Below are 15,411 nucleotides of genomic sequence, written 5' to 3'. Positions count from 1 at the left end.
GCGGTGGGCGGCATTCAAATTGGGCCCAAATTGGGCCGACGGCCTCGCCATGGGTCGCGGAGAAGTTCCGCGGGAGACAGGCAGGTGTGGCCAAAGCTGCATTTGCCTCGTCAAACTTGATGTGACATTGACGTAGACGGAACTGCTGCGTTTCAAGGATCTTAAGCCGTCAATGCCTGATCGGAACAGAACTGGTGGGCCGCCCGAACGCCCCACAAACATCGTGCTCTCGATCACCTCTTATTGTCGCCGGAAAAGGGGTGATCGACCATTCGATCAAGTCGACCGCTCGCTGAAGGGCGCCCTCGGTTTCAGCACGGCTGGGCGAAGTGGCAATGACATGTCCAATCCAGTCTCGGAAATCCCCCTTCCTGACGATCGGTGTCTTGGGTTCAACATTCAATTTGACCTCGGCCACACCTGATATAGCAGCTGCCTGAGTGTCGCCACCAATCCAGTCGAGGGTGCCATCTTGATCAGGAAGCAGGAATCGCGCGGCCGCAGTATGCGAATGCTTTTTGCGCAGATCCCATTCCTCGCCAATGACAAGCTTGATGTGCTCGGTGACGAGGTCGACACCGTAAGCTAACTGGACCAGTTGAGGGTCGGGCGCGCCACTAAGACGCGGATTGACTTCAATGACAACTGGACCGCGTTTCGTGCACCGGAGTTCAATGTTAGTTGGCCCCCAGCCAAGGCCGAGAGCCCGCAAACAGCTCAGCGAAACATCGGCGATGCGCTCACGCTCCTGATCGGTTAGCAGGGCCGGATACGTCACCTCACGTATGACGAAATGGGGGAGGGGACCAAAGTCATTGGCGCAAATCGCAACGACCTCATTCCCCATAACATTAATGCTATAGAACGGGCCCTGTGCGAATTCTTCGACGAGTATTTTCGGTGTAGACCGCCATATGTGCTTTCCGCCCAATAGATAGGTCGTATGTTCGGCTACGTCTTCGAGGCTGCGGCACAATCGGACACCCATGCTGCCGCTGCCTACTGCCGGCTTAAGAATCACGGGCAGGCCGATCTCTGCAGCCGAGCTTTCTACCTCCGCCGCATTCGTTGCCAACCGATAAGCCGGTATTGGAACGCCGGCCTGCGCGAGGAGTTGGCGTTGCTTGAATTTGTCGCAGCTTCGTTCAATCGATTCAGGGTTCGGTCCCGGTAGATCGAAATGCCGGCAAAGCTTGCCAATTGTCGCATAGATCGATTCATGGTCCCCGGCAAAGCCAGTAATGCCAGCAATGTCGTGGGTAGCACGCAGCCGCGAACTTTCGCGGACCAACGCTTCGAGATTGCCAGTGTCGACACGGATTGCCTCAACGTTTTCCGCCGAAAGATAGTCGTACCGAGGTGGATCAGCCGTCAGAGTAATTGGATGAAGACCAAGACACTGAGCCGCTTGGACGTATAGCTGACCAGTACCCCTATGGCCTTCGACCAATATGAGCGCTCTTCTTCTTACCATTGCTGTTAATCCCGATGTTGCGTGCTGGCGGCGGTCCGAGGGTACCGGCGTCACTTTTATGGCCGTGCCGGACCTCAGACTCGCGGTGCCGTACCATTGTCAACGACTGACGGTTGTAAAATCTTGTAAATTGATTTTGAAGGATCTGTTGCAGCGTTGTTGATTAGGGCGGCGTCGGAGGCTTGCTCCGTTCAAACCAGGTTAGCTGGGGTTGGTGTGTGATCCCGTGGGCCTGGGCGTGACCTACCTCTCGGGTAGGGCACGCCAAGCCACATCAAACTCGCAGCACAAGAACATGCGCTCTGGTCATACCGGCTCATGGTGAGCCCTGAATCTGGAACGGCCCGATGTGTAAGCAGCGAGTCGTCAAACGGCCCCATTCAATCATGGAGTCACATCATTTAAGATCGCGAAAGCTGTCATTGCGGGTTACGGAACTGCTTTCCGATGACATTCGAAGATGCGATCGGGCGTCAGAACCGGATCGCTGACCGCCGCTTCCACCTCGGTGAGCCCGGCTGATATAATCAGGTCTGAGGCTGCGCGCCCTGTCGTTCCCAGCATTTACATTAGGCAGCCTTGCCAAGATTGTCCCGCAGCAGAACCTGCCTGAGCGCATCGACGAACGTCCGAATATCTGTCGTACTATGGGCAGGCGTAACCGTCACCCTGAACCGCTCGGTTCCCACCGGAACACTCGGCGCCAGAATTGGCTGAACGTATATTCCATGCTGATCCAGAAGCTGGCGGGACGCTTCCTTGCAACGGAATGGATCACCAATAAGCACAGGAATGATGTGGCTTCGGGTCGGCATGACGGGGATGCCCGCCTCTTTCAGCAATCCGACTAAAAGTTTCGTTTTCCGGTGCAGATCAATTCGTTCTGAATCTGAATCGCGAAGATGGCGCAGCGCTGCCAGCGCACCAGCCGCAAGCGCTGGCGCAAGCGCCGTGGTGAAAATGAAACCGATCGAGAAGCTTCGTATGCTGTCAACAATGGAGGCAGGTCCGGTCACATAACCCCCCATCGAGCCGAACGCCTTACCTAGCGTCCCTTCGATGAGGGTTGGACGATCCATGATGCCAAGTTCCGCGGCAATGCCGGCGCCTTTCGGACCGTACATTCCCGATGCATGAACTTCATCCAGAAACGTCATTGCGCCAAATTCGTCCGCCATGTCACAGATATCTTTGATCGGTGAAATGTCACCGTCCATTGAATATACCGATTCAAAAACAATGATCTTGGGTCTTGCAGGATTTACACAGCGCAGAAGCTCCCGCAAATGCGCAACGTCGTTATGCCGGAAGACGCGCTTTTCGGCCCGGCTGTTGCGGCATCCACTAATAATTGAAGCGTGGTTGTGCTCGTCAGAAAAAATAATTGTGTCCGGCATCAAAGATGCCAATGTACTCAATGATGAATCGTTTGAGCTGAAGCCGGAAACAAAAATCAATCCTGCTTCCTTATTGTGGAAAACTGCAAGCTCCCGCTCGAGCAACACGTGATAATGGTTGGTGCCACCAATGTTGCGGGATCCTCCCGATCCTGCGCCGTTGGCATCGATGGCGCGCTTCATTGCCGATAGCACTTTGGGGTGCTGCCCCATACCGAGATAATCATTAGTGCACCAAATGGTTATCTCTTTTCGCCCGTCGGGCCTATTGAGCCAGGCCTTTGGGAAGTTGCCAGACTGACGCTCCAGATCGGCAAATTCACGATACCCGCCACGGCCTTTGAGTTGCTCGATTCTTCCGGCGAAATACTTCACATAATCCAAATCAATCTCCTGTTGGGAAGCCGTTTTTCGGCGCGCTCTGTGCTGCTTCACAGCGCACCTGCGCCGGCCCATCGCGTCGCATCCCTCGACAAGCACCAGCAAGATTGGATTCGACTACGCGCTTGATGTTGCGGGGGTTTCGGCCGCTCCAGCTAATTCGGGTAACGCGCCCCAAAGTGCAAGTGAAGAGAATGTTAAATCTATTGTTACTGAAATGTCTGAAATTGTAGTGTCGCAAGGGATTTCATAATTCTGGCCAGTCGTCGTTCGATTCCTGTCGCGGCCTTGTCAGAGCTGCGCTCGGCGGGCTTTCGGGCCCGAGAGCCGCAATGCGCGAGGGCCGCGTCTTGTCGCGCAACAGCCCTTGAAGCCCTTCGGCGGCGAAACGCTCTGCAAACGCCATACGCAGCTTTTGGACGTGCTGGCCTGCCGGATCATCTTGACGGTGCCGACGTCATCGTCGGTCCAGCCGGTTCGGAGTCGCCTCAGAATCGGAAATTTCTGCCCATCAGACTGGAAATTGACACGTAAGCTTCCCGGCTCCTTCAGATGTCATCATCTCTCGCACACCAACTCATGCCACGCAGATGAGATCGCGCCTTTTTCTGTCGTCACATTCCATTGTCAGAATCGGAAAAGAAGGGTCTCCTTGTTTTTTATAAAAACAAAATTTCACAAATAATTATGAAAACGGACATGTTTGCTGCAGACAATTAACGTGCACGTACTTGTCTGCCGCTGAACAACAAAATATAGGCAGCAATTATAACTTATAAACGTAGTGAAACGCGTCAATCGACATTTCCGTAGAGCTGCAGCAGAGACGAGGGGAGTCCCATGGGCCCTATGAAGATGCAGCCCGAGGAGATGGGCAGCCTGTCCGCGCGGATTTACAGCAAGGTGCGGGATGGATTGATCATCGGCAATTTCGCGCCGGGCGATCGTCTGCTTATGCAGGATCTTGCCGAGCAGCTCGGAACCAGCATTACGCCGGTGCGCGAAGCCTGTCTGCGGCTCGTCAGCGAGCAGGCGCTCGAGTTGCGCTCCGGCAGGTTCGCCGCGGTGCCAGACCTCAGCCGCGCCCGCTACATTCAGATCAAGCTGATCCGCGTGGCACTTGAAGGGCTTGCGGCAGAACACGCTGCCGACCATTTTGCCCCCGCCGATCTCGAACAGCTTGAGACCTTCCGCGCCTCATTTGTAGAGAGCCATAAGGCCGGTAATATCAAGGAAGCGCGATCCTCCAATCGCGCTTTCCACTTCGGCGTCTACCGCCTGTCGCGTATGCCGATGCTGATCGGACAGATCGAAAGCATGTGGGCCTCGATGGGTCCAATCCTTAACGTTTACGATCGGGAAATTCCGCGCGGGTACACCGGCGCGGAAGAACATGACCATCTCATCGAGGCCTTGAGGGCTGGCGACAGGAAGAGGGCCCGCGAGGCGATCGAGAACGACATCCAGCGAGGCTCACATGGTTTTCTGCGCTATTTCGACGAGCGCGGCTCCGGCTGAGCTGAATTGCCCTAAGCACCATCGATCTGCGCGACGCGCGGTGTGCGCAGGCCGGCTGTTTCCCCGCCGTCTACAGTCACCACCGTGCCGTTGACATAGCTCGATTGATTCGAAAGTAACCAAGCGACCACATCAGCGATCTCTTCAGGGGCACCGAAGCGGTTGGCAGGGATCCGCAGTTCGAGCTGCTTCTTGCGCAGTGCATCGCTTATGATGTTGCCCATCATGCGTGTTTCGATCTGGCCGGGGCAGACAGCGTTGAAGCGGATCTCCTCGCCGAACTCCAGCGCGAGTGCCTGCGTCAGCCCGATGACCGCGGCCTTTGAGGCGCAGTAGGCAGCGAGCCCTTCTTCGCCCGTCTTTCCGGCGATGCTGGCCATGTTGACGACTGAACCCCTCCCGAGCCGCAAGCCGTCCAGCGCATGACGGATGAAGAAAAAGACGCTGCGTGCATTAACCGCAAGGACCTCATCCCAATCGTCCTGGGTGGCGGTGGCGAAGGCAATGCGCTTCGACATGCCGGCATTGTTCACGAGCCCCGCGAGCCGGCCGTTGCCAAGTTCAAGCGCACGATCGACGACACGGCGGCAATCGTCTTCACGGACGATGTCACCGGCAACGAACGTGACACCGTGATTGGCGCGTTCGAGCGCCGCGCCCGCTTCTGCATCTCGGCCGGTCGCCACCACTCTGGAACCGCCAGACGCAAGTTTCTCCACGCAGGCCCGCCCAATCCCGTGCGTGGCGCCTGTTACGATGATCATTCCAATTCACTCCATTGCGTATTTGGCAACCGCACAGTTTGGGGGGCTCGCTTTTGGGCCAATCCCCGCCCCATCAAATCATGACGAACAACGTTGTCGTCACCTAGGATCAGTGGATCAAGTGTGACGCGGGTTATAGCCGGTGGACTGGCCCAAGCGCCGGGCCGTCGGCCCAACGGCTAGATTGGCGATACTGCGCATGTGGCCATGTCTTTCCTCGCGTGATGGGGTGTTCCCTAGAAGCGGAGCAATATGCGGGTGTGACGACCGATAAGGCGGACCGGCTATTCCGATAGGGACATCCATACTGTCGCATGACCGACTCGTCACCCCCGCAAGGCCAGTAATGCCAGAAGTGCTGCACAATACGCCAAGAACGCACACCGACCAATCAGTGTTTCGACTGTTCGCCGCACACGGGATCGGCCTCTCAGCTGGCAAAACCATGTCGCAATGGCTGGACGTGCATCGCGATTTACGAGCCTGGTGACGCGGGACTTGCGCCGGCACGCCATCAAGGGAACCGGCCGCGACGGCTTGCCGGCGGAGGCTGTGCTGCCCTGCCCCTGCTCAGCAGCACCACCCACTAAGCATCGGGAACCCGCGTTCCATTTAGAAGCCTCCACGTTGCGGGCCTTTGCCCGGCTGCCGGGAGAATGAAGTCGCAAGACAACACCCGCAATCCGGGCGCCGACCTCTAGGAAGAACTCAGGCTGGCAAGCGCCAGACGAGAGAAGTTGGAAAGCGGCACGGTCGTGCGCGGGAACCGTCATTTCAACAATCATCCGACCGCAGCGTGTTATGGCACGCTGCGGTGCGGTTCAGCGCGGCTGTTGCAGCACGCGAATGCACTGGGCACATCTCCTCCCTAAAGACCCTATGACGATTTGGTCGATAGCGAAGTGCGGCTGCTGACCAATGGCTCTGTATTCGAAGGCCACGCTGATCGCTTTGACTTATTCGCCGGCGCTTGATGTCAGGCAACTCGATCGACAAGCCGCATACCGGTCGGTCGCGAGGAAGCCCACATCGCCGAGGCCAGTTGCATGGCTGCTGTCTCCGACCTCGCCTTTCGTCAAATGGATTGTGATCCCGGTCGAGGCAGCGAAACCGCGATTGAAGACACCTTCCCGGCTGAGCACCGGCTAATGAAAACCCTATTGACTTATAACTTATAAGTAGTACGGTAGCACTGTGAAAATGAACAACGGCGCGGATGGCCCTGAAGGCGAACTCGCCTAGACGGTACTACGATCCGCCAGCAAGCCTCTGCTCCCAAGGCAGACCGCGGAGCCGGCGAAATCGCCGGCTCCGGACCCGGGAACACACGAAAATGGGGAATCACATGACCAAGAATCACGCTTTCCGATCCATCCTTGCGGCGGCTTTCGTCACCGGCGTGGCCGTCCTGCCCAACGCCGCCCAGGCCAAGGATTGGTGGCCCTTCAAGATCAACTCGGCCAAGGGCGGCGATCTGAAAAAAGTCGAGGCACTCGACTATGTGCCGCTGGAAAAGGCCGAGAAGCCTTGGAACCTGTGCGTCTTGTTTCCGCACCTCAAGGACAGCTACTGGGTCTCGGTCGACTACGGTATCGTTGAGGAAGCAAAGCGCCTGGGTGTCAAAGTGACGGTCCTGCAGGCTGGCGGCTATGACGCGCTGCCCAAGCAGCTGTCGCAATATGACGATTGCGTCGCATCCGGTGCCCAGGGCATCCTCGTCGCCGCCATCTCGGAAGCCGGCCTGGCGGCCAAGCTGAAGGAGGGCGACGCCAAGGGTCTTGTCCAGATCGCCGTCGCCAATCCCATCCTGGAAACTCCGATCACCGCGCGCATCACGCCCGATACCTACCAGAAGGGTTTTCAGGAGGGTGAGTACCTCAAGAAGTATCTCGGCGACAAAAAGACGACCGCAATCGGCCTGCCGGGTCCGCAGGGATCGGGTTGGGCGGAGAGCTATATGGCGGGCTTTCGCGACAGCATCAAAACCGGCAACATCAAGCTCGCGGCCGAGCTCTATGGTGAGCCCGGCGTTCCGCAAAGCCTGCGCCTCGTCGAGGACGCCCTGCAGACCTATCCGGATCTCAATGTCATCTGGGGCGGGGCTGCTGCGGCGGAAGCGGCCGTCAGCGCCGTCGCCGACGCTGGCCGCGACGATGTCGTGATCATGTCGTCTTACGAGAACCAGACGATGCTGAAGCTGGTCAAGGAAGGCAAGGTGCTTGGCTTTGCCGCCGAGTATCCGGTGATGATGGGCCGCATCAGCGTCGACCTCGCGGTGCGCGCCTTGGAAAAGAAGGACTATGAGAAGGTTCTGCTGGTCGCGCCGGGTATCGTGACCAAGGACAACGTCGACAAAATCGACCCGACGCAGATTTTCGCGCCCGATGGGTGGAAGCCTGAATTTTCGGTACAATAGTCGCATCTTCGATGGGCGGTAGACCTCGGCCTTGGCCTGCCGCCCGTTTTGCTTCGAGTTCGGTGGTGTCAGCGATGCTTGAACTTACGGGTATGACGAAGCGTTTCGGGGGGGTGGTGGCGCTTGACGGCGTCGATTTCACGCTGCTGAGCGGTGAGGTCCATGCCCTTCTCGGCGAAAACGGCGCCGGAAAGTCGACGCTCATCAATCTGATAGCGGGAACCTACGGCTGGACCGAAGGCTCTTGCCGTATCGACGGCCAAACCGTTTCCGCGCTGACCCCACAGAAATCCCGCGATGCCGGGGTGGCGGCTGTGTTCCAGGAATTCAGTCTTGTCCCCGACCTCACGGTCGAGGAGAACCTGTTTCTTGGACGCGAGATCAAGGGAAGGCTTTTCCTAAATCGGCGCGCGATGCGTGCCCGCGCGGAAGAACGCTTCCGCGACGTTGGCTTTCACGTCGAGCTGGACAGCAAGATCGAAACGCTGACCCGGGCGCAAAAGCAGATGGTCGAGATTGCCAAGGGCATGCTTTCGGATGCCAAGATACTCATCCTCGACGAACCGACCGCGTCGCTTACCGACGGTGAAGCGGAAAAACTGTTCGCCGCAATCGCGGGCCTCAAGGCGCGGGGCGTCGGCATCATCTATGTGTCGCATCGCATGGCCGAGATCCGTCGGCTCGCGGACCGCGTCACGGTGCTGCGAGGAGGGCGCAAGATCGACACCTTGGCCATCGCCGCGGCATCCGACGCGACGCTCATCGAGATGATGGTCGGCCAGCCGGTCGAACGACTTTATCCGTCAATCAGCCAGCGCCCCGCCGAAATCGTGCTGGCGACCAGGGGGATCAGTGTCTCCGGCACCCTATCCGATGCCTCCATCGTGGTCAGAGCTGGCGAAATCGTCGGCCTGGCGGGCCTGGTTGGCTGCGGTCGTAGCGAACTTTGCCGAGCCGTATTCGGCCTGGAGCGTGTGACGTCCGGTGAGATCGAACTCCATGGCGAGGTGGTCAGAGCGCCAGTGCCGCACAGCATGTTGCGTGCTGGACTTTGTTACTACCCGGCCGATCGCGGCGCCGAGGGACTGGCGCTTGGCCGGCCAGGCCGCGAGAATGTGACCATGGCCGCGCTCGACGACCCGAGACTGTCCCAGGCCGGACTGCTCAAGTTCTGGCGCGAGCGCCGGGCGATAGCCGCGCCGTTGAAGACACTGGGTCTACGACCGATGGCGCCGGAACGCGCGGCGTCGTCGTTTTCGGGAGGAAACCAGCAGAAACTCGTGCTGGCGCGCGGTCTGATGCGTCCTGTCTCGGTCCATATTTTCGATGAACCGACGGTCGGCATCGACGTGGGCGCTAAAAGCGAGGTCTACAGGCTTATGAAAAGCCTGGTCGAGAATGGCGCGGCCATTCTGCTGTCATCGTCCGAACTGCCAGAGCTCGTTCACCTGACCAACCGCGTCTATGTCATGCGCGAAGGGCGCATAGTCGCCGAACTCAAAGCCGACGGCATCACCGAGGCCACTGTGCTGCGTCACTATTTCGACGCCGAAACCGGCGCCACGGAGGCAGCATGAGCCCTGACACGCTGCGGCGCCGTTTTCTGGAAACCGGCGGGATCGTCATCCTGCTTCTGGTCGCGGTTGCGGCCGCGGCCGCGATCATCGAACCGCGTTTTCTGAACCGCCTGAACATCCTCAACGTCCTGCGCAATTTCTCCTTCCTGGCGGTTCCGGCGATCGGCCAGATGATCGTCATGACCACCGGCGGTTTTGATCTGTCGGTCGGCGCCACCATGGCCTTGGCGTCCGTGGTCACGGCCGCGGCGATGGCCGCGATGCCCGACGCGCATGGGCTCCAGCTGCTGATGCCGGTAGCGCTGGCCTTGGCCTGCGGCGCCTGTGTTGGCCTGGTAAACGGCACGCTGGTGGCGCGCCTTTCCCTATCACCTTTCATGGTGACATTGGCATCGTTGTCGATCGTCGCGGGACTTACGCTCTATTACACGCAGGGTATCCCGATCTATGGCGTTTCCGACGCCTTCGTCTATGCCATCGGGCGAGGGCAGGGGCTTGGCCTGCCGCCGGTCTTGCTGCTGGCGATCGTGGTGATCGCCATCGCCATCATTCTGCAGCGTCGGACCGCGCTCGGGCGCCACTTCTACGCCGTCGGCGGCAACGTCGGCGCCGCCCGGCTGTCGGGAGTGCGCACACACCGTGTGCTGATAACCGCCTATGTGCTCTCCGGTCTCCTGGCCGCGCTTACCGGCGTGCTGATCACCGCTCGCATCGGTTCTGGCCAGTCGACGATCGGCGGGACGCTGGGACTGGAGACGATCGCAGCGGCGGTGATCGGCGGCGTTTCATTGCGCGGCGGCTCAGGCCGCGCCGAGAACGTCGCCATGGCGGCGCTGTGCCTGACGATCATCGCCAATGCGATGAACCTCACGCAGATCGACAGCAAATTCCAGACGCTGGTGCTGGGCTCGGTGCTCATCGGCGCATTGGCTTTCGACCGAATTGTTCAGGGGAGGCGGGCCAATGTCTGATCGTCCAGACATGGCGGCTCCAGTTGTTCTTGACCGCGCTCGCCCGGACATCCGCCAGTTCGCGGCGCAGGCCAAGCTGCCGGGGCTCGTATTCCTGGCCCTGCTGGTTCTCGGTCTGCTCGACCCGCGTATCGTTTCAAGCGGCAATCTCTGGAACATCGCGATCCAGACCAGCTATCTCGCACTCTTCGCCATGGCGCAGACCATGGTGCTGCTGACGCGCGGCTTCGACCTGTCGCTTGGTTTCACCGTCTCGCTCGTCAGCGTCATATCGGCGATGGTGATGACGGGAAGCGGCGATATGCCCATCCTGTGGGGAATCGCCGCCGGCCTCGGCGTCGGGCTGCTGATCGGCGGGCTGAACGGCTTCCTCATCGCCGGTGTCGGCATCAACCCGTTGGTGACGACGCTCGGCATGGCCAACATTGTCATGGCGCTGGCGTCAACCGTCAGCGGCGGCTTTCCCGTGCCGGGCATTCCCGAAGCCTTCACGGAGGCCTTGGCGGAGGGACGGCTGATCGGCATTCCGGTGCCCATCCTGTTCGCCGCGCTGTGTTTCGCAGTGCTCTTCCTGGTCCTGCGCTTCACCGTGTTCGGCCGCGGCCTGTATCTCATCGGCGCCAACCCGCGCGCGGCGAAGGCGGCGGGCGTTCGCACCGGACGTGTCGTTGCGATCGACTACGGGGTCTGCTCGCTGCTCGCCGCGATTGGCGCCATGCTGCTCACCGCGCGCACCGGGTCGGGCGAACCCAATCTCGGCGGCAACCTGACCCTGGAATCGATAGCGGCGGCGGTGGTCGGTGGCGTGCGGCTGACCGGCGGCGAGGGAGGCGTCACGGCGGCTCTGCTCGGTGCCCTGTTCATCACGGTCATTTCCAACGCCATGAATCTCATGCAGGTCGACGGCTATCTGCAGCAGGTTCTTTTGGGCCTCATCATTCTGGCCAGCCTGATACTGGGCCGCGATCACAAGAAACGCTAACAGCTTCGGACCTTAAATGGCTTATCAAGTCTGCATCGACATCGGCGGAACCTTCACCGATTGCCTGGTTTCCGAGCCCGGTGGGAAAATCTCGATCTTCAAATCGCCCACCACGCCCGGCGAATTCGAGAAGGGATTCATCAACGTGCTGCACGTCGCGGCGGCCGGATACGGGCTCGACCCCGCGACGTTCATAACCGCGATCGACCTGATCGTGCACGGCTCGACCGTCTCGACCAACGCGCTCGTCGAGCGCAAAACCGTCAAGGTCGGACTGATCCTCAACGAAGGACATCAGGACATCCTCGTCCTGCGCGAAGGCCCGCGCAAGGGTGCCTTCCAGTGGCGGCTCGACTATCCCGAGCCCTACGTCCCGCGCCACCTGACGAAAACGGCGCGGGGCCGCGTCGATGCGCGCGGGCGGGAGCTCACGCCTTTGTCGAGATCCGATGTCGAGGCGGCGATAGCCGACTTCCAACGCTATGGCGTCGAAGCAATAGCAGTCGGTCTGCTTTGGTCCGTCGTCAATTCCACCCATGAAACAACGGTGCGCGATATCATCGCGCAGGCATGGCCGGAGATCCCGGTGACGCTTAGCCATGAAGTCAATCCGATGTCGCGCGAGTACAAGCGCATCATCGCAGCCGCCATCGACGCGTCGATCAATCCGATCGTGCGAACCTATATCGAGGACTTGCGGCAAGCACTTTCGCAGGCTGGTTTCCAGGGCGAGCTGCTGCTGGCCAACTGCGTCGGTGGAATGATGCCTCCCGCCGAGATGTTGCGGCGGCCAATCTACAGCGTCATGTCGGGGCCGACGCTGGCGCCGATGGCGGCGCTGGCGCTGAGCGATGAAGCCAATGTCATCGTCGGTGACATGGGCGGCACCACATTCGACGTCTCGGCTTTGCGCGACCACCAGATTATCATCACCCCGGACAGCATGATCCACGACGACTCGCTGGGGATCGCGAAAGTCGATGTGAGATCGGTTGGCGCCGGCGGCGGGTCCATTGCCTGGGTCGACGATGGCGGCCTGCTTCGGGTCGGGCCGCAAAGCGCTGGCGCGCGGCCGGGGCCGGCATGCTACGGGGCGGGCGGCACCGCTCCGACGGTCACCGATGCCAATGTCGTGCTCGGCATCATCGACCCGGATTATTTCCTCGGCGGCCGGATCAAGATCAGCCGCGAACTGGCCGAGAAAGCGGTCGCGAGCATCGCGACGCGGCTCGGCATCCCGCTGCTCGACGCGGCTTACGCCATCCAGACCACCAGCAACCACAACATGGTCGGGGCCATCGAGGAAATCACCATTCGCGAGGGCATAAACCCACGCGACAGTTTCTTTGTCTGCGGCGGCGGTGCGACCGCCATCCACATCGCCGAGATGGCCGACATATTGGGCTTGAAACGCTACATGATCCCCCGCTTCATGGCCGGACTGAGCGCGTTCGGCGGGTTGATCTCGGATATCACGCGCGAGGAAAGCGCGGTTTTCCTAACCTCGACCCGGCGCTTCGACGCCGCCGGCGTTTCCGACATCCTGGCGCGGTTGAAGGTGTCGGGCGAGGCATTTCTCGAACAGGCCGGCGTTGAGCCAGATCTCCGGCGTTTCGAGTTCTCCTTTCTTGGTCGCTACGAGTACCAATCCTGGGAGATCGAGGTCCATTTCGAGGCCAATGAGGCGCGCCTCGAAGCGGAAAAACTCCCAAGTCTCGTCGAAGCGTTTCATCAGATGCACGAACGCATCTATTCGATCAGATCCGACCGCGACGTTGTCGAATTCACCAACTGGAAGCTGCGCGCGGTGGGCAAGCGGGCCAATCAGGATGCCTGGAAGGATTTCAGGCTGGCCGACCAGGCGACGGCGCCGATCGCCAAGACCCATCGGTCAGCTTATTTGCATGAAACCCGGCGGACGAGCTCTCTGCCCGTCTACGACATGGACCAGCTGGGCGCGGGGGCGGCGCTTGATGGGCCATGCCTGCTGGAGGCGACGACGTTCACCGCCTTCCTCAAGGACGGACATCGCGGGCGCGTCGACCCGCAAGGCAACATCGTCGTGACCGTCGATTGACTCAAACCTTCCCGAACAAGGCACCGCAAAATGAATTCACCTGTCATTCGCCTGGAGACGCCAACGCGCCGCGTCGATCCGTTCCTGATGTCGGTTCTCAAAAGCCGGTTCGAGGCCGTCGTGCGGGAAATGACGCTGGTCGTGATGCGGGCCAGCCGCTCGGCGGTGATCAAGAACGCCCGCGACCTGAGCTGCGCGATCCTGACCTATGATCACCGCCTCGTTTCCACCGAGGACGCGCTGCCGATCCACGTCATGTCGATGGATCTGGCGACCCGTCCGATAACGGAGTTGTTCGACGATATCGCCGACGGCGACATCTTCCTCAACAACTGCCCATACACTGGCGGCACCCATCATGCCGACCTGATCATGGCGATGCCGATCTTTTTCGACGGCAAGCCGCTGTTCTGGGCCGTGGCGCTTTCCCATCACGCCGATACTGGCGCGCCGACACCTTCGACCTATCTGCCATTTGCCAAGAACGTTTATGAGGAAGGGATCCACTTTCCCTGCGTGCGTGTGGTCGAACAGCACCGGGAGAAGCAGGACATCCTGCGCATCGGCATGATGCGCAACCGTGTTCCAGACATCTGGCTGGGCGACGTGAGAGCCCAGATCGGCGCCTGCAGGACCGGTCGACGCCGTCTCTTGGAACTGCTTGAAAAATACGGCCGCGACACGCTGCTGGATTTCGTCGAGGACTGGTTCGACTACGGTGCGCGTCGCGCCATGGCCGAGATCGCCAAATTGCCGAAGGGCAAGTTCTCCTACGAGGTCCGCCATGACCCGGTCCCCGGCGTGGCGGAGGAGGGCATCCCGGTCCGGATCACCATCGATGTCGACCCTGAAGCCGGCGAGATCACGGTCGATGTGCGTGACAACATGGACAACGTCCCTGGCGGTCTCAACCTTTCGGAAAACACCTGCACGGGCTCGTGCCGCATTGGCGTCTTCAACAATCTCGACGACGGCATCCCGCACAATGAGGGTGCCAAGAGCCGGATCAAAGTGTTGATGCGGGAGGGAAGCGTGGTCGGCAAACCCCGCTACCCCGTAGGCACCTCGGTGGCGACCACCAATGTCAACGACCGCTTGATCATCGCCGGCAATTGCGTGTTCTCGACGATGGGAGAACCCTATGGCCAGGCCGAGAGCGGCTCGCACCTGCCGGCGGGGATCGGGGTGATTTCGGGCAAGGATCCGTTCAAGGACGGGCAGCCCTACGTCAACCAGGTCTTCATTGGCTACGCCGGCGGCGGCGCGCGTCACGGCTATGACGGCTGGTTGACATATTGCGGGCCGGCGAATGGCGGCCTGATCGCGCTGGATTCCGTGGAGGTGGACGAATCTATGTATCCCATCATCATTGAATCGCGCGGCGTGGTGGCGGATACCCAAGGAATTGGCGAGTTCGAGGGCGCTCCCGCGGTGGGCGGTGTCTTCTATCCCGTCGACCACGAGATGACACTGGTCTACTCGGCCGATGGCACAACCTTTCCGCCGCGTGGCGTGCTCGGCGGCGGTGACGCCAAGGCCAGTCGCAGCGCCAAGCGCGGCACGGACGGCAAGCTGGTGGAATTGCCTGCGTTCCATGAGGAGGCGTGTCGCGCCGGCGAGCGCATCGAGTTCGTTGCCTGTGGCGGCGGTGGCTACGGCGACCCGACCAAGCGCGATGTCCGCCGTGTCGCGGCCAGCGTTGACCGCGGCTGGCTGACGAGCGAAGCGGCTCGCCAATCCTACAAGGTGGCCCTGGTGCTGGACGCCGAGCAGGGCGTCTGGGCCGTCGACCAGGATGCCACCGCGCGCCTTCGGGCGGCCTGAGCCAGCGCGAAGAGAGGTCGCCAGCAAATG

General features: G+C 60.3%; 10 protein-coding genes and 1 pseudogene. 8 read left to right on the top strand and 3 right to left on the bottom strand.

The window, feature by feature from the left end; all coding sequences use genetic code 11:
- Positions 1–169: 169 nt before the first annotated feature.
- The gene (locus NKI49_RS19325; RefSeq protein WP_352606416.1) at positions 170–1,474 is read right to left on the bottom strand and encodes an ATP-grasp domain-containing protein; all 1,305 of its coding nucleotides are present in this window, start codon (positions 1,472–1,474) and stop codon (positions 170–172) included.
- A 569-nt stretch (positions 1,475–2,043) separates the two neighbouring features.
- Positions 2,044–3,255 carry a 5-aminolevulinate synthase gene (gene hemA, locus NKI49_RS19320; protein WP_352606418.1) on the bottom strand — a complete coding sequence of 404 codons (1,212 nt, stop codon included), beginning with the start codon at positions 3,253–3,255 and terminating at the stop codon, positions 2,044–2,046.
- Between the two features lie 837 nt (positions 3,256–4,092).
- On the opposite strand from hemA, the gene NKI49_RS19315 reads away from it, so the two are divergent.
- Positions 4,093–4,770 (top strand): GntR family transcriptional regulator, encoded by a 678-nt coding sequence (locus NKI49_RS19315; protein ID WP_023747628.1) that lies wholly within the window; start codon positions 4,093–4,095, stop codon positions 4,768–4,770.
- An 11-nt stretch (positions 4,771–4,781) separates the two neighbouring features.
- Here the strand turns inward: NKI49_RS19315 and NKI49_RS19310 are convergent, their stop codons facing one another.
- A complete protein-coding gene (locus NKI49_RS19310) occupies positions 4,782–5,534 on the bottom strand; it encodes an SDR family NAD(P)-dependent oxidoreductase (protein ID WP_031213998.1) in 753 nt (250 codons plus the stop codon).
- A 365-nt stretch (positions 5,535–5,899) separates the two neighbouring features.
- Between NKI49_RS19310 and NKI49_RS33415 the strand changes: the two are divergent.
- The 7 genes and pseudogenes from NKI49_RS33415 to NKI49_RS19280 all read left to right on the top strand — a co-directional run.
- Positions 5,900–6,403: pseudogene (locus tag NKI49_RS33415) on the top strand (ISNCY family transposase); the annotation flags it as partial.
- Positions 6,404–6,879: 476 nt separating this feature from the next.
- Complete coding sequence (torT, locus tag NKI49_RS19305; protein ID WP_023707089.1) at positions 6,880–7,950, top strand: TMAO reductase system periplasmic protein TorT; 1,071 nt, start codon at positions 6,880–6,882, stop codon at positions 7,948–7,950.
- A gap of 74 nt (positions 7,951–8,024) precedes the next feature.
- On the top strand, positions 8,025–9,527 hold the full coding sequence (locus NKI49_RS19300) for a sugar ABC transporter ATP-binding protein (protein WP_352606421.1): 1,503 nt from the start codon (positions 8,025–8,027) through the stop codon (positions 9,525–9,527).
- On the top strand, positions 9,524–10,498 hold the full coding sequence (locus NKI49_RS19295) for an ABC transporter permease (protein WP_352606423.1): 975 nt from the start codon (positions 9,524–9,526) through the stop codon (positions 10,496–10,498). The genes NKI49_RS19300 and NKI49_RS19295 overlap by 4 nt, the downstream gene beginning before the upstream one ends.
- A complete protein-coding gene (locus NKI49_RS19290; protein WP_352606425.1) occupies positions 10,491–11,480 on the top strand; it encodes an ABC transporter permease in 990 nt (329 codons plus the stop codon). Before NKI49_RS19295 ends, NKI49_RS19290 begins: the two co-directional genes overlap by 8 nt.
- A 16-nt stretch (positions 11,481–11,496) precedes the next feature.
- Complete coding sequence (locus tag NKI49_RS19285; protein WP_352606428.1) at positions 11,497–13,557, top strand: hydantoinase/oxoprolinase family protein; 2,061 nt, start codon at positions 11,497–11,499, stop codon at positions 13,555–13,557.
- A gap of 30 nt (positions 13,558–13,587) precedes the next feature.
- Positions 13,588–15,381 (top strand): hydantoinase B/oxoprolinase family protein, encoded by a 1,794-nt coding sequence (locus NKI49_RS19280; RefSeq protein WP_352555210.1) that lies wholly within the window; start codon positions 13,588–13,590, stop codon positions 15,379–15,381.
- The last annotated feature ends 30 nt before the right edge of the window (positions 15,382–15,411 follow it).

Origin of the sequence: Mesorhizobium sp. M0587, from assembly GCF_040320945.1 — a bacterium.
In the GTDB taxonomy this organism is placed as follows: domain Bacteria; phylum Pseudomonadota; class Alphaproteobacteria; order Rhizobiales; family Rhizobiaceae; genus Mesorhizobium.
The sequence above is the reverse complement of the archived record's forward strand: the minus strand, read 5'-3'. Positions and strand labels throughout refer to the sequence as shown.

Bases quoted from the DNA above. Each gene is read 5' to 3' on its own strand.
- NKI49_RS19325 (WP_352606416.1), bottom strand. From the start codon at position 1,474: ATGGTAAGAAGAAGAGCGCTCATATTGGTCGAAGGCCATAGGGGTACT.
- NKI49_RS19315 (WP_023747628.1), top strand. From the start codon at position 4,093: ATGGGCCCTATGAAGATGCAGCCCGAGGAGATGGGCAGCCTGTCCGCG.
- NKI49_RS19310 (WP_031213998.1), bottom strand. From the start codon at position 5,534: ATGATCATCGTAACAGGCGCCACGCACGGGATTGGGCGGGCCTGCGTG.
- torT (WP_023707089.1), top strand. From the start codon at position 6,880: ATGACCAAGAATCACGCTTTCCGATCCATCCTTGCGGCGGCTTTCGTC.
- NKI49_RS19300 (WP_352606421.1), top strand. From the start codon at position 8,025: ATGCTTGAACTTACGGGTATGACGAAGCGTTTCGGGGGGGTGGTGGCG.
- NKI49_RS19295 (WP_352606423.1), top strand. From the start codon at position 9,524: ATGAGCCCTGACACGCTGCGGCGCCGTTTTCTGGAAACCGGCGGGATC.
- NKI49_RS19290 (WP_352606425.1), top strand. From the start codon at position 10,491: ATGTCTGATCGTCCAGACATGGCGGCTCCAGTTGTTCTTGACCGCGCT.
- NKI49_RS19285 (WP_352606428.1), top strand. From the start codon at position 11,497: ATGGCTTATCAAGTCTGCATCGACATCGGCGGAACCTTCACCGATTGC.
- NKI49_RS19280 (WP_352555210.1), top strand. From the start codon at position 13,588: ATGAATTCACCTGTCATTCGCCTGGAGACGCCAACGCGCCGCGTCGAT.